Here is a 14275-nt window from a genome sequence, read left to right as displayed (position 1 = left end):
TCCGACATCGGCCTTTTCCTTATTTGCCGATTTTTAGCAAAAGATCTGATACGGCAAGAGGTTGAGCTAAAAATGGAGAGTGACTGGTATTTACACTATAAACCGTTTTAATGCCTGCATCGGCAATCATTCGATCTTGGAAACCAGGTGTAATTACAACATCCTGCAAAGTTTTAATATACACTTTTTCTACTGATCCGAAATTACCACTGGTTAAGTTTACTTTAGTGGTAAACGGAATAGCTGGTTCTGGGCGATAATTGTCCAGCACAAGTTGCTTGCTAGCCGCAGATCCATCAGCAATAAAAAGATTGGTTAAATCTTCACGTTTCACATCTAATGTTAACTGATCTGCTGAAGGAACCAATGACGGACCTAGTTTTGAAGTTGGATCTAAAGGAGAAAGATCTACAAGTGCCTGGCCTGATTTAGGAACAAAAGCACCAATATAAACCAACTTACTGATTTTAGCGGGTACTTTTTCTGCTACATGGGTAATTACCATTCCGCCCATGCTGTGGCCTACCAGGATTACCTTACCCTCAACTTTTGATAATGCTTCGACTACTTTATCACGATAAACATCTAAGCTCAATTGGTATGCAGGTGTTTGATCGGCACCATGCCCTGGAAGTTCAACTACGATTACTTTATGTCCGTTGTTAACAAGCGTAGTACGTACAGCATCCCAAACATAAGGAGCCTGCCAGGCGCCATGCACCAAAACATAAGTTTGTGGTTTTGCTACGGGAGTTTCATCATTACCATTTTTGCTACAAGAAGCGAAAACGATGCCCGTAAAAACTGCTAATAGCAGTGAAAAAATTGTTCTTTTCATTTTATTTATATTTAAATTGTGTGTGCCTACTTTGTATACGGTGTTCGGCATGTCCGATTATTTTAAATTATTTTAGCTTTTTACCGAGATTTTCTACTTTATTAAGCCATTTGATACGCTGCGTTGGTGTAGATTTTCTGATGAAACCGAAAGTGGAAAATTTTATGGGATCAAAACCGACGTACCCAAATACAATGTCTTTCAGAATTTGGTATTGCGATGCACGATAAACCAGATAGAACCACCAGGTCGGTGTATCCATTGTTACCAGTAAACGGATACTTTTACCTTTTAATAACTTCTCTGGGAATAATTTGCCCGAATGATTTTTAAAAGCAAAACCTGGAAGAAATATCCTGTCGATAAAACCTTTGGTAACCGCAGGCATGAAGCCCCACCAATTTGGATAAACCATCACAATGTGATCGGCCCATTGAATCAAAGCCTGGGCATCAGTAAGATCTTGTTCAAGTTCCATTACCTCGCCAGTTTTATAACCATCGGCAAGATTTACATCAAAATCGAGTTTGCTAATGACAAGGATTTTGCAGACAGCACCAACACTTTCTGCACCAGCCTGATAGGCATCGAGAAGTGCTTTGCAAAACGACTGTTCAGAAGGGTGGCCCAATATCAGTAAGATGTTCTTTTTCATTGTAGTTTCTGATTGACTTGACACTACAAAGTTGAGAACTAAAGGAGAGCTGCGCCTGACACAAATGTGTCAAAAGCTATTTATGGGCTATTTTTTGGCGAATGCGTGTGAGGCTTTGCCTTTCGATACCGAGAAAGCTGCACAAGTGTGATAGGGAAATGCGGTTAAATAAAGCAGATTTCACTTTAATGAAATCGAGATAACGCTCTTCAGCTGTTTGAAAAATGAAACTTTCTATTCGAGCCTGCTGTCTCATTAAAATGTCTTCGGCAATTAAACGGCCGTATCGTTCAAAGACTGGGCTTCGCTGATAAATCCATTGCAGATCATCAAGCGTTAGGCAAACAAAAGTTGTAGGCTCCAGGCATTGGATAAAGTATTGGCTTGGCCGTTTGGTAATGAAAGCTGCATAGTGGGTAGCATAATCGTTTTCAGGGTAGAAACCAACGGTTTTCTCATCTCCATCGTCATCTACAAAATAGGACCGAACGAGGCCATTCACAATAAAACCCAAGTCTTTTTGAACCTTGCCTGCCTCTAAGAAAAAGTCTTTTTTCCTGTATTCTTTAACTTTAAGCCTGGCTGCCATTTGAGAAAGATCTTCTTCTCCAATATTACCACAAACTGATTTCAGGGACTCTAGATAGGTTTGTATTGCTGCTTCCATGTTGATGAATAGAAACTCCTTATTTTTGCGATAAATGAGGAGCCTGGCTTTATCAATTGTTCTGACTAATTATTACTCGATTAAAAGTAACTAAAAATTATGGGAAGTATTAATCAAATACATTGATCTAATTTATTCCATAATTTTCAATTTGGATATATGTTGAACTCACTATCCTATAGAATCTTTTTTGTATGTCCTTTGGCTTTGGTGTCCTCCGGCATTGGATGAATTGATTCTCTCTGTATCACTCAATTCATTCTTATCCCAAATAAACCAATAAAATCAATATATTTAATATTGGATAAATACGATATGCCATGATTTTAAAACGACTTTTTTGTTTAATAGGATTTTCATTGATGCTAAACGGTGTGATTGCCCAAACACAAACAGAAGTAAGATTGGAGAAAATAGCAAGAGAAGATGTAAAAAAGTTTAAATTAAGCAAGACTGATCTCAAACTGTACAGAAAAGGAAGCAGCGGCAGAACTTCAGATTACTTTAAGCCCAAAGCAGAGAATGTGAGCGATACCAGTTTACTCAGGGATTCTACTTACATTAAAATGTACAGGCATAAGGCTTACGAAAAAAATTCACTCAGAAAAAGTGCAGGTGAATATCTTATCCTATCAGGCATTGCACTTGTGGCGGCAGCAGTTATTGTAGTAACCGCACTCTAGTCCTTTACTTTAATGTAAATTCAGGGTTTTCAATCAGCCCGATAACATTCCCGAATGGATCAAAAATACTTCCTACCCAAATAGGGCCGCCAACGTTCTTAGGTGCTTCATGTATTTCAACTTCTAATTCCTCAAAATGGGCGAAAGTTTTTTGAATATCATTGATGCCCCAGTATGTGATGGAATGATTGCCATTACTATAACCATCATCATTAGGATTTAAGCCTAATTCATAACCACCAACGTTGTATCCAACATAATATGGCTCATCGAAATAAGGTTCGATATTGAAAACTTTTTTATACCATTCTTTGGCAGCTTCTAAATCGCCAACGTAGTAAACTATTGTTCTTAATCCTTGTATCATATTAGTTTAATTGTTTAAATTGATTAATCGGTTAATTGAACAGCGTAACGGTAAACTATTGTCCTTAATCCTTGTATCATCTCGTTTAGAGTTAATTTTAATTTCCTATATTTATAATAACGACCAAAACATATTCTTTAGATCATGGCTAAGATAACGATAATTAATATTCTCATTTGTCTTGTTATATCCAACAACTGTCTGGCTCAAAACCTGCAAGTAGACTCAATTAAAGCAATTGCCATTTCAGATGCGAAACTTTTTAGACTAGATCAGGCTACGCTTAAAAAATTTAAGAAAAACAAAAATTCAAATTCCGATTATTTTAAACCAAATATTTATACAACAAGAAACATAACGCTACTTTCTGATTCTACTTATGTTAAGCAGTTTAGGGAAATTGCTTATAACCAAAGTTTAAAAAGAAAAACAACCGGTCATTATGTTCTTATTGGTGGGGTTGCACTTGTTGGTTCGTTGTTAATCATCTCTCTTGTTGCATTAAACAACATCCATATTAAGTAATTTAAGCCTAACCTATTAATGCACTATTTTAAAAACCAGCTCTTTTAAAAGCTCGCCATCATCTACATTTCCAGTGCTATCCAAACCTTTACTTTTCAAATCATATTCGCGTAATAATCCAATTACCTGAAAAACTTTCCCGGTATTATAGTTCCTGGCAGCAATTTCATAATCTTTTACAAAAAATGGAGGAACACCCAATGCCGACGCTGCATCAGCTTTATTGGGGATATAATGATATTTGAGAAGCTTGGTAAAGTATCCGCCTAAATTTGCCAATACCATTACCGTCGGATTAGCTTTCGGATTGCTTGCAAAATAATTGATAATTTTATTGCACTTCAAAACATCGCGGATAGCTAAGGCTTTTTGTAATTCAAAAACATTGTATTCTTTACTTATTCCAATATTTTTCTGAACCAAATCTGCATTAATCGTAATATCTTTGGGTACATTAAGCATCAGCTTCTCGATTTCATTCGCAATTTTAGAAAGATCAGTGCCTAAATATTCTGCCATTAATGCCGATGCTTGCTGATCGATCTTATAACCTTTATCTCTAATAAATTCTTCAATCCATGGCACTAATTTATAATCACGAACGGGATCTGACTGAAAAATCAAGCCACTTTTACTAATTGCTTTATAGATTTTTTTTCGCTTATCGAAATTGGCATACTTGTAAGCCAAAACCAAAATAGTACTCGGTAAAGGTTTTTCGAAATAATTTAATACAAATTCGGCCTCTTTACTTCCGGCATCCTCTTTTCCCCATTTCAAATCTTGTGCCTCTTTAACAATTACTACCTGATAATCAGACATCATCGGATAGCGTTTGGCAGCACCTAAAACAGTTGCCATGTCAGTATCTTTACCATACAAAACGGTTTGATTGAAGCCCTTCTCCGCATCATTCAGCAATTTATCTTCAATGTAATCTGTTACTTGATCGATATAGTAAGATTCTTCTCCATGTAACAGATACACGGGTTTGAATTTTCGGGCTTTTATATCCTTAATAATTTCAGCAGCAGTCATTGCCGTAAAATTACAATTTAGCTTTTAGGATTTAGGCAAATGTTTATAAACAATATTAACTTTGATTTTTGCTAAATCATACCAGTTATCACTATAATGATTCAAGAGGTTAAAATTTCGAATATTCAAATGGTAGAAATACCTGCCGGAGCAATCATGATGAGAGATGACCGGATTAAAAGTAGCTGGACAGTACAGATTTTCCCATTTTTACTTTCAAAGCATTTAGTTACCCAGGAACTTTTTTATCGAATAACAAATACTAATCCGAGTACTTTTAAGGGCACCAATTTACCTGTTGAAACTGTTTCGTGGAGAGATGCTGTTTTGTTTTGCAATACGTTATCTACCAATTTAAAATTGAAACCTTGTTATTCTTTCGATTTGAAAACTGATGATTTAATATTTGATTACTCCGCTAACGGCTATAGATTACCAACTGAAGCTGAATGGGAATACGCTTGCCGTGCAGGTTCAACAGGGATAAGATATGGGAAAATTGAGGATATTGCCTGGTATAAAACAAACTCAAACAACACAACACAACCCATTGGTTTAAAAACACCAAATGCCTGGGGACTTTATGATATGCTAGGCAATGTTTGGGAGTGGTGTTCTGATATTTATGATGAGTCTGTTTATGGATCTTACAGGATTATTAGAGGAGGAGGCTGGTGCGATGAAGAAAGAAGCTGTATGGTAACCAATAGAAGGCGTAGTCATCCAAAATCTTTTAAAATTGATGATCTGGGATTTAGAATTGCCAGAAATTTATAATTTGATAACTTCCAACCAATAAAATGTTCAACCCTACTCCATTAAATCTTCCTCCATATCCTTTTAAAATCACTAAAAAAGATGATATGATTTTTATTTTCGATGAGTTGAGGAAAAAGCATTTGGTTTTAACACCTGAAGAGTGGGTTCGTCAGCATTTTATTCAAGACTTAATTACTAATAAGAAATTTCCTAAAACTTTAATCCAGATTGAGGGAGGTTTGGTTTTAAATCAATTACAAAAACGCAGTGATATTTTGGTTTACAACACTGCCGGAGAAAAACTGGTATTGATTGAATGTAAAGCACCAAAAGTTAAAATCACACCATCGGTTTTTGAGCAGGCTTCGAGGTATAATTCAATCCATCAGGCCAGGTGGATTGTTTTAACCAATGGTTTGCAACATGTTTATGCCAAAATGGATTTAGAAAAAGGCAGTTTTATTTTCGTAGAGGAAATGCCTGATTATCTGGAATTGTAATTTAAATATTTAACCTGAGTTTTGGATGTATTCAATGAATTTTAATCTAAAAATTATTATTCATTGCTTTAAAAAGAACTTTTTTTGTCTTGGCCAGAGGCGTTCTTGAACACCATTAAAAAACTATATACAATAGTGAAAAATACCGATGGAAAACAATAAACAACATTAATAAACACCGGCTGAAATTTTTCTTCGGAAGCCAGTAGCAAGGCCTGGTCTGTGGAATCCTAAAAATTTGTTAGGCCGGATTAGAGTAGAACGAAGATTTTGTACTTTGGCCTTGCTGGATGCAAATACAAATTGCAGACCAAAAAGACCCAAAATTCGTTATTTAAGTCGTACCACCACATTCGTGCCGTCAGTCTCCCGTGTCCACCATTGACTTTTTTTTTCAACACAGTTATAATCAATAATTTAACTTAATTTTTAAAGAAAGAATATCCCGCAGATTTAAGAAAATTACGCAGATAAAAATAAAATCTGCGTAATCAGCGGCATCTACGGAAATATCTTGAGAATCTCCATGTCATTTATATTGATGGTTATGAAATGAATTATCCCTCAGAAAAGCACAATAGTCTACAAACTATACTCTGGTTTCCAAACCTGCTTGTTGCCAGAATATATGGCTTCATTGCACATGGCCACACAAATTGATGCCTGGGTACCTGTGTTTATATTTGAAACCGGCATAACACTATTCATTATTGATTTATAAAACTCATCCAGCGCATAGTTCGTTCCATCTTTGGTTGGCTGATCTAAAATAGGTATTCCCCCATCCTGGTTCACAACAATTTTAGTTGCTCCGGTAACTCCATCAACAATACCCAAATCTTTTTTTGTGCTTTGCTCCGGATAAAATATTCCAGTGCTGGTTAACAATGAAACAGATCCTTTTGTACCTTTGATTTTGAATAAATACCCGTCATGCGCATTTCCACAAGTGGCTCCGAAATTTCCGATCATACCTTTTTCTTCGTAGCGTAGAATGGCTTGAATGTTATCATAAGTTTCGCGGCCATCTTTAAAAATATCAATCCCTCCTGATCCCATTATTTCATCGGGTTGTGTTTCAAAAGCCCAGTTAATGAAATCAATTTGATGCGATAAAAGTTCAGCCGCCAATCCGCCTGAATACGCTTTGTACATTCGCCAGTTAATTTGCTTTTCCAAACCTGCATTGGGAACCGTCCTTCGCCAATTGCCGTTACGATCCCAGCGACAATCAATTTGAGAAACCTTACCCAAATAACCGCTTTGAATCATCTCTTTAACCTTGAAATAGAGTGGCGAATACCGATATTGATAACCTACTTGAAAAATTTGCTTTGGATGTTGTTTAACAAGTTTGCGAAGTTCTAATGCCTGCGCAATGTTATAAGTCATTGTTTTTTCAACATACACATGTTTTCCGGCAAGAACAGCATCTTTAGCAATTTTGAAATGTTCGCTTAAGGGTGTGGCGATAAAAACGACTTCGATTGTTTTATCATCTAAAATTTTGCGATAATCCTTAATTGCTTTTGCATCAGCCGGAACATACTTTTCCGTTTCCTTAAGCCGAAAATCAAGCACATCGCAATAAGCAATCGTTTTGTATTTTGAAGGCATGGATTGAATAATCGATAAAATGCCTTTACCCCGATCTCCGCAGCCAATCATAGCGATATTGATTACCCGATCTGCATATAACGCCGCAAAAACCTGGTTGCCCACCAATAAACCTGAACCCAACAAAGCTGATTTTTTAACAAAAGAACGGCGATGCATTATAAAGTTTTGATTTTAATGGTTCTGAAATCCACTTTATTGCCATGATCCTGAATTAAAATATGGCCTTTAGGCGCTTCGCCAAAGTTTGTCCAATCTTTGTATTTACTGATGGCAACCAGCTTTCTAAATTCTTCCGAACCCCGAACGTATTCTAAAACCTTGACCCCATTTAAGTAATGTTCTACTTTGTTATTTGGATAAACCACTAAACGGGCATTGTTCCAGCTTCCGATTGGACGAAGGTAACGGGCTTCTTTTTTGGCTGTGATTAAATCATATAATGATGCCAGCGTTCTGTTGCCATCTCTACCCAATTTTGCATCGGGATGAAGTTCATCATCTAAAACCTGGTACTCCAAACCAATAGCAGAACCTGTGTTTTTCTCACTTAAAGTAACAAAGTATTTTACACCACTATTTGCGCCCGGAGTTAATTTAAACTCAAACGACAGATCAAAAGCAGTAAATTCTTCCTTGCTTACGATATCGCCACCGTTAGTAGATTCTGCACCTCCGGATGGTTCCACGCTTATCACTCCATCTGCTATTTTCCAACCCTTAGCAGGGAATTCAATTTTGTAAGCTCCAATCCATCCGTTATTTGTTTTACCATCAAAAAGCAATTTGTATCCTTCTGATTTTTCATAAGCAGACAGTGCATTTGGAGTTAAGTTAACCGTATAAATTCCCTTTGGAAAAGCTTTAGATTTTAAGGCATCAGTTTGAATATTGATGTTTTTGAAATAAACTTTTTTACCTTCATTTTCCACGTTTGAGCCAATTCCATGAACTTGTAAACCAATAAAACCGGTTTTATCCAGCGTATCTATTACATAAGAAACAGGCGTTCCGTTTACCCAGGTTTTAAGTTCATTGCCTATACACTCGATCCGGTAATGGTTAAATTCATTCTTTTTGTACAAAGATTTTGCTGATGGGTTTAATTCCAAAGGATAAAGCCAAAGTCTCCTGGCCTCGTCATATATACCACCCGTCCAGGCTCTTGCTGTAGGATCGATTTCAACTTGTCTTCCAAAAACCAAACCTCTGCCGTTGTTACCCTCTGGGTTGATGTGGCTGCGGGTTTGAATACCAGAATTAGTGGTTTCTCCTTCTAGTTTTACATCCACTTCGAGGATGAAATCACCATATTCTTTTTCAGTGATCAAAAAAGAATTTGGTGTGCCTTTTACCATTGTACCCACAATCATTCCATCTTCCACTTTGTAAGGTGCTGTGCCTGCTACGGCTTTCCAGCCAGTAAGCGTTTTACCATCGAAAAGCTGTTTTGATTTTTGTGCAAAGGCTGATAAACTGATTAAGGAAAGAGCCAGAATACTGTATTTTTTGATGTTTAACATGATTTGATTTTTCTTATCGTCATTGCGAGGCGAAACAATCTTAATAGATTGCTTCGTGTCTCACGATGCCGAGTGCTTTATAATATTTAAAAACTTTTTTTGTTCAATTTACCACCCGAGACATCCAAGCGTATCTTAGCATCAACTTTTTAACTTAGATGTCCTAAGGTGTCTTAGGTGGTGGTAGATTTTAAAAACTTGTCTGTTTAATTTTTAACACCTAAGACATCTAAGCGCTTCTTAGCATCAATATTTGAACTTAAGAGTCTTGGGCGGTAGCAGATTTTAAAAACTTGTCTGTTTAATCTTTACCACCTAAGACATCTAAGCGCTTCTTAACAACGATGCTGCTAAACCTAAGTCAACTAAAGTGCCTAAGTTGGTAAGAATAAATCAATATTTAAAAACTTTTCCGTTCGCTATTACTTCTTGCCTATTTTCATCAAAAACGGCCTTGGCTCCGGTACGAACCGCAGCATTTGTCATGATGTTGGCAATAGAATGAGAATAACCAGCTTCTACTGGTGCATTTGGCGTTTTACGACTACGAACGCATTCCATCCAGTTTCTCATGTGGCCAGATGTTAATTCATCGCCTCCGGTATTTGCACCCGTAGCTGTCTTAATTTCTTTTTTACTTAAATCAAATTCTGGCAGCAGATTAGCTTTCATGCCCATTGCTGATGCTTCTTGTTGTCTCAACCCTCCTTTTGGAGAAACTTTGTTGGTAATCAGATTTAATTCTCCTCCATTTGAATAATAAACCTCACCTACATCGCCAACGCTGTTTTGCATTCTCGAAGTAAAAGTAACCTGAAAACCATCTTGAGAATTTGCCTGACCATAATCAAAAACGGCTACCATTGAATCCCAGTTTCTGCGGCCATCTTTCCAGGTATAAATTCCTCCGTTTGCCACTACGCTTCGGGGATGTTTTAAATTCGTAAACCAATGTACAGTATCAATTTGGTGTGACATCCATTGTCCGGGCATTCCTGATGAATAAGGCCAGAATAACCTGTATTCCAAATATTTTCTCGGATCGAATGCTTCAGATGGGCGATTTAACAGAAATCTTTTCCAATCAATATCTTCTTCTTTAAGTTTTGCGACTAAATCTGGCCTGCGCCAACGCCCAGGTTGATTAACATTCCAAACCAAATCTACTGCAGTAATTGGCCCGAATTTTCCTTCCTGAATAAACTTAGCGGCATTGGCATAATTTTCTCCGCTTCTACGCTGTGAACCAATCTGAACAATCTTATCTGTAGCTTTAACCGCTTTTAAAGCCGCTTTTGCATCATCCATGGTTTCAGCAAAAGGTTTCTCTACATAAGCATCACAATTTGCTTTAACGGCTTCAATGGTATGCAAAGCATGTTGAAAATCTGCCGTACTGATGATTACTGCATCTAAATCTTTTGTAGCATAAAGTTCATCATTATTTCTGCACGCTTTAATGTCATGCCCGAACTTCTCTTTTAAATGCGCAATTCCTAAATCCCTGCGGTAGTTCCATAAATCGGAAAGACCGACAATATCAAAATTTAACTCTTTGTTATGATTTAAAAAGCAAGGCAAAAGTGTGTCTTTGAAGCGATCAGAAAATCCAACAACACCAACGCGTACCCTATCGTTTGCACCGATTATTCGACCATAGCTTTTAGCGCTCCAACCCATTGTGCCAGCATAAGTGGCCGCAGCAAATATGGCAGATTGTTTAATGAATTTCCTTCTGGAATTTTCCATAGAATAAACTGTTTAGATTTAGTTAGAATGGTTATTTGTAAGAATGACATTTCATTTTTACAGATTCCAAAATAGGTTTTTTAATTGAGAGATCAGGGTTTGTTTGGTAACATTTTAGAAACCATATTTTTAATGCACTCGTCATGCTGAATTTATTTCAGCATCTCTTTTCTTACATATTAAAACCTATTCTTTTGAAAGCAAGAAGTATTTTTCAATACAGTGACATCCTTCTCTTTGAAGAGAGGGAAACAAAAAATTGTGGTTTTACTGTGGTTAATTGGGTTTCAACAACTGACTATGACATCATATTGCAAACAGCCCCTGAAAAAATTCAGGGTAAAGACCGCATTATGTTTACGTCCAACAGGAACTGTAATTAAATCCTCTCTTCAAAAAGATATTTGCCTAACTACTAACGTTAACAGTTAGAAGTTAAACAAAAAGCCCTTTAGAAATTCAATTCCAAAGGGCTTCAAAAAATTTATTACTGAAGAATTAACCCAGCATCGCTAAGCTTTCCTCAATGATCTTGATTTTAGCTTCGGCATCTGCTTTTTTATTACGTTCATTCGCGATAATTTCAGGTTTTGCATTCTGGACGAAACGTTCATTACTAAGTTTAGCATCAACAGATCTCAAGAAACCTTGCAGGTAAACCAAATCAGCATTTAAACGGGTACGTTCTGCGTCTACATCAATATTTTCAGTTAGTGGAATAAAAAATTCATCTTTTCCCGCCATAAAAGCTGCAGCACCTGCTATTTTATCATTTACAATTTCAGCCTCAGAAACATTAGCTAATTTGAAAACAATGTTCAGCCATTTTTCATAATCGATGGCAGAATTCACTTTCAAACTTAAAGGCAGGGCTTCTTTCGGCGAAATTTGTTTCTGGTTACGCACATTTCTGATTTCAGCAATAACGGTTTTAATAACCTCAGCATCTTTTAATAACTGCTCATCAATTGCACCACCTTTCGGAAATTCGGCAACGATACAGCAATCCATTTCATCACGCGTGCCGAATAAATCATCATGCCATAATTCTTCTGTGATAAAAGGCATGTTCGGATGCAATAACTTGATGATATTTTCAAAAAAACCAATGGTAGCCTGATAACTTTCTGCATCAATAGGTTGTTGATAAGCAGGCTTTACCATTTCCAGGTACCATGCACAGAAATCATCCCAAACCAGTTTATAGGTGGTCATTAAAGCTTCAGATAAACGATATTGCTTAAAGTTATCTTCTATTTCTACTAAAGCTTCATTAAAACGGTTTTCAAACCAGGAAATCGCTTGTTTGTTCGGATTTTCAAGATTTTCATCAACTTCCCATCCTTTTACCAAACGGAAAGCATTCCATATTTTTGACGCGAAATTACGTCCTTGCTCGCAGTAGCTTTCATCGAACATTAAATCATTACCGGCAGGCGATGACATTAACATCCCCACACGAACCGCATCAGCACCATATTTTTCAATCAATCCGATTGGATCGGGCGAGTTACCTAAGGATTTCGACATTTTACGACCTAATTTATCGCGAACAATGCCTGTTAAGTAAACATTGGTAAATGGTTTTTTACCCATAAATTCATGTCCAGCCATGATCATACGAGCCACCCAGAAAAATAAAATCTCTGGTGCCGTAACCAGATCATTTGTTGGATAGTAATAATTAATGTCTTTATTATCAGGATTTTTAAATCCATCGAAAACCGAAATAGGCCATAACCATGAGGAGAACCAGGTATCCATCACATCTTCATCTTGCCTTAAAAAAGGCTCTAATTGATGCTTAAATCCAATTTTCTCTGTATCCGAACAGCTTTCATCCAAATGTTTTTTCTTCCAGAATTCTTCTAAAGCTTCATCTTTGGTTTTAGCCACCACCCAGTTTCCTCTATCATCGTACCAGGCCGGGATTCGTTGCCCCCACCAAAGCTGGCGGGAAATGTTCCAATCGCGAACATTTTCCATCCAGTGGCGATAAGTGTTTTCAAATTTATTCGGAATCAGGTTTACATCTCCGTTCAAAACATCATCCAAAGCCGGCTGCGCCATTTCTTTCATCTTTACAAACCATTGCATAGAAAGTTTTGGTTCAATAGCCGCATCGGTACGTTCAGAAAAACCAACCTGCGATTTATAATCTTCAACCTTATCCAAATGACCAGCCTCGTCCAACATTTTGGCAATCTTTTTACGGGCAACAAATCTATCTTCGCCCACTAAAATAACCGCCAGCTCATTTAAAGTTCCATCATCATTTAAGATATCGGTAACAGGTAAATTATATTTAACACCAAGCTCATAATCATTCAAATCATGTGCAGGTGTAACTTTTAAGCAACCAGTACCAAATTCAATATCTACATATTCATCTTCAATAACCGGAATTTCATGATTAACCAAAGGCACAAAAACTTTCTTGCCTTTTAAATGTGTAAAACGCTCATCATTTGGGTTGATACAGATTGCTGCATCGGCCATAATTGTTTCCGGCCTTGTTGTAGCAATTGTAAGATAGGTAGAAGGTGGAAGGTTAAAGGTTGAAGGCTGACCATCTTGCACCTTATGCCTTTCGCCTTTTATCTCATACCTTATGTAATACAATTTCTGGTTTACTTCCTTACGAATCACTTCTTCGTCAGAAACAGCCGTTTTACCAGCCGGGTCCCAGTTTACCATGCGAATGCCACGGTAAATCCAGCCCTTTTTGTATAAATGAATGAACGAATCGATCACCGCCTCAGAGAGATCTTCCTCCATCGTGAAACGCGTACGGTCCCAATCACAACTCGCACCTAATTTCTTTAATTGTTCTAAAATAATGCCACCATATTTCTCTTTCCATTCCCACGCATATTTCAAAAATTCTTCCCGTGAAAGATCTTTTTTATTAATGCCCTGTTCTTTTAACATCGCCACAACCTTTGCTTCAGTAGCAATAGAAGCGTGGTCAGTTCCGGGAACCCAGCAAGCATTTTTACCTTGCATACGGGCTTTACGAATCAAAACATCCTGAATCGTATTGTTTAGCATATGCCCCATATGCAGTACACCGGTTACGTTTGGCGGTGGAATGACGATGGTGTAAGGCTCACGTTCATCTGGTTCTGAATGAAAAAACTTTTTCGATAGCCAGTAGCTATACCATTTATCTTCTGTTTCTGCAGGATTGTACTTGGTGGATATGCTCATGAAAAATTATTCAATATCAATTTGAGTGGCAAAAATACGCTTTTAAGGGCAAAATTTAAAGTAGAAATCATTTGAAAAGCAAGGGCAGTATTTCATTTTAAAGTTCGTTCTGCTTTTTGTTCCAATCTTTTAAATTAAGTCTTT

Annotated in this window: 13 protein-coding genes; 4 read left to right on the top strand and 9 right to left on the bottom strand. The window is 37.0% G+C overall.

Going from position 1 to position 14275, the window contains the following annotated elements; genetic code table 11:
• Nucleotides 1-19 precede the first annotated feature (19 nt).
• The 3 genes from DU508_RS13025 to DU508_RS13015 all read right to left on the bottom strand — a co-directional run bounded on the left by DU508_RS13025 (nucleotide 20) and on the right by DU508_RS13015 (nucleotide 2160).
• Entirely contained in the window at nucleotides 20-838 is an 819-nt protein-coding gene (locus DU508_RS13025; protein WP_115403355.1) for an alpha/beta fold hydrolase, read from the bottom strand.
• A 67-nt stretch (nucleotides 839-905) separates the two neighbouring features.
• A complete protein-coding gene (locus tag DU508_RS13020; RefSeq protein WP_115403222.1) occupies nucleotides 906-1493 on the bottom strand; it encodes an NAD(P)H-dependent oxidoreductase in 588 nt (195 codons plus the stop codon).
• Between the two features lie 76 nt (nucleotides 1494-1569).
• Nucleotides 1570-2160 carry a Crp/Fnr family transcriptional regulator gene (locus tag DU508_RS13015; RefSeq protein ID WP_115403221.1) on the bottom strand — a complete coding sequence of 197 codons (591 nt, stop codon included), beginning with the start codon at nucleotides 2158-2160 and terminating at the stop codon, nucleotides 1570-1572.
• A gap of 320 nt (nucleotides 2161-2480) precedes the next feature.
• On the opposite strand from DU508_RS13015, the gene DU508_RS13010 reads away from it, so the two are divergent.
• A complete protein-coding gene (locus DU508_RS13010) occupies nucleotides 2481-2843 on the top strand; it encodes a hypothetical protein (protein WP_147273629.1) in 363 nt (120 codons plus the stop codon).
• Between the two features lie 4 nt (nucleotides 2844-2847).
• Here DU508_RS13010 and DU508_RS13005 read toward each other — a convergent pair whose 3' ends face one another.
• Nucleotides 2848-3210, bottom strand: a complete 363-nt coding sequence (locus DU508_RS13005) for a VOC family protein (RefSeq protein WP_115403219.1) — start codon at nucleotides 3208-3210, stop codon at nucleotides 2848-2850.
• Nucleotides 3211-3354: 144 nt separating this feature from the next.
• Here DU508_RS13005 and DU508_RS13000 point away from each other — a divergent pair, with 144 nt between their 5' ends.
• The gene (locus DU508_RS13000) at nucleotides 3355-3735 is read left to right on the top strand and encodes a hypothetical protein (protein WP_115403218.1); all 381 of its coding nucleotides are present in this window, start codon (nucleotides 3355-3357) and stop codon (nucleotides 3733-3735) included.
• A 15-nt stretch (nucleotides 3736-3750) separates the two neighbouring features.
• On the opposite strand, the gene holA is transcribed toward DU508_RS13000, so the two are convergent.
• Nucleotides 3751-4773: a DNA polymerase III subunit delta gene (gene holA / locus DU508_RS12995; protein WP_115403217.1), complete on the bottom strand. Its 1023-nt coding sequence runs from the start codon at nucleotides 4771-4773 to the stop codon at nucleotides 3751-3753.
• A gap of 129 nt (nucleotides 4774-4902) precedes the next feature.
• Between holA and DU508_RS12990 the strand changes: the two genes are divergently transcribed.
• Complete coding sequence (locus DU508_RS12990; RefSeq protein WP_233509514.1) at nucleotides 4903-5550, top strand: formylglycine-generating enzyme family protein; 648 nt, start codon at nucleotides 4903-4905, stop codon at nucleotides 5548-5550.
• 23 nt (nucleotides 5551-5573) lie between these two features.
• The gene (locus tag DU508_RS12985; protein ID WP_115403215.1) at nucleotides 5574-6032 is read left to right on the top strand and encodes a type I restriction enzyme HsdR N-terminal domain-containing protein; all 459 of its coding nucleotides are present in this window, start codon (nucleotides 5574-5576) and stop codon (nucleotides 6030-6032) included.
• A 582-nt stretch (nucleotides 6033-6614) separates the two neighbouring features.
• Here DU508_RS12985 and DU508_RS12980 read toward each other — a convergent pair.
• The 4 genes from DU508_RS12980 to DU508_RS12960 form a co-directional block, all read right to left on the bottom strand.
• On the bottom strand, nucleotides 6615-7808 hold the full coding sequence (locus DU508_RS12980; protein ID WP_115403214.1) for a Gfo/Idh/MocA family protein: 1194 nt from the start codon (nucleotides 7806-7808) through the stop codon (nucleotides 6615-6617).
• Nucleotides 7808-9172 carry a 3-keto-disaccharide hydrolase gene (locus DU508_RS12975; protein WP_115403213.1) on the bottom strand — a complete coding sequence of 455 codons (1365 nt, stop codon included), beginning with the start codon at nucleotides 9170-9172 and terminating at the stop codon, nucleotides 7808-7810. Before DU508_RS12975 ends, DU508_RS12980 begins: the two co-directional genes overlap by 1 nt.
• Before the next feature lie 393 nt (nucleotides 9173-9565).
• The gene (locus DU508_RS12970) at nucleotides 9566-10921 is read right to left on the bottom strand and encodes a Gfo/Idh/MocA family protein (protein WP_115403212.1); all 1356 of its coding nucleotides are present in this window, start codon (nucleotides 10919-10921) and stop codon (nucleotides 9566-9568) included.
• A 498-nt stretch (nucleotides 10922-11419) separates the two neighbouring features.
• Entirely contained in the window at nucleotides 11420-14131 is a 2712-nt protein-coding gene (locus tag DU508_RS12960; RefSeq protein WP_115403210.1) for a valine--tRNA ligase, read from the bottom strand.
• Between the last annotated feature and the right edge of the window lie 144 nt (nucleotides 14132-14275).

The sequence above is a fragment of the Pedobacter chinensis genome (assembly GCF_003339865.1).
In the GTDB taxonomy this organism is placed as follows: domain Bacteria; phylum Bacteroidota; class Bacteroidia; order Sphingobacteriales; family Sphingobacteriaceae; genus Pedobacter; species Pedobacter chinensis.
Note: the sequence above shows the minus strand (reverse complement) of the source record. Positions and strands in the feature narration are given on the sequence as shown.

Bases quoted from the DNA above. Each gene is read 5' to 3' on its own strand.
- DU508_RS13015 (WP_115403221.1), bottom strand. From the start codon at position 2,160: ATGGAAGCAGCAATACAAACCTATCTAGAGTCCCTGAAATCAGTTTGT.
- DU508_RS12990 (WP_233509514.1), top strand. From the start codon at position 4,903: ATGGTAGAAATACCTGCCGGAGCAATCATGATGAGAGATGACCGGATT.
- DU508_RS13000 (WP_115403218.1), top strand. From the start codon at position 3,355: ATGGCTAAGATAACGATAATTAATATTCTCATTTGTCTTGTTATATCC.
- DU508_RS12985 (WP_115403215.1), top strand. From the start codon at position 5,574: ATGTTCAACCCTACTCCATTAAATCTTCCTCCATATCCTTTTAAAATC.
- DU508_RS13005 (WP_115403219.1), bottom strand. From the start codon at position 3,210: ATGATACAAGGATTAAGAACAATAGTTTACTACGTTGGCGATTTAGAA.
- DU508_RS12960 (WP_115403210.1), bottom strand. From the start codon at position 14,131: ATGAGCATATCCACCAAGTACAATCCTGCAGAAACAGAAGATAAATGG.
- DU508_RS13025 (WP_115403355.1), bottom strand. From the start codon at position 838: ATGAAAAGAACAATTTTTTCACTGCTATTAGCAGTTTTTACGGGCATC.
- DU508_RS13020 (WP_115403222.1), bottom strand. From the start codon at position 1,493: ATGAAAAAGAACATCTTACTGATATTGGGCCACCCTTCTGAACAGTCG.
- DU508_RS12980 (WP_115403214.1), bottom strand. From the start codon at position 7,808: ATGCATCGCCGTTCTTTTGTTAAAAAATCAGCTTTGTTGGGTTCAGGT.
- DU508_RS12970 (WP_115403212.1), bottom strand. From the start codon at position 10,921: ATGGAAAATTCCAGAAGGAAATTCATTAAACAATCTGCCATATTTGCT.
- holA (WP_115403217.1), bottom strand. From the start codon at position 4,773: ATGACTGCTGCTGAAATTATTAAGGATATAAAAGCCCGAAAATTCAAA.
- DU508_RS13010 (WP_147273629.1), top strand. From the start codon at position 2,481: ATGATTTTAAAACGACTTTTTTGTTTAATAGGATTTTCATTGATGCTA.
- DU508_RS12975 (WP_115403213.1), bottom strand. From the start codon at position 9,172: ATGTTAAACATCAAAAAATACAGTATTCTGGCTCTTTCCTTAATCAGT.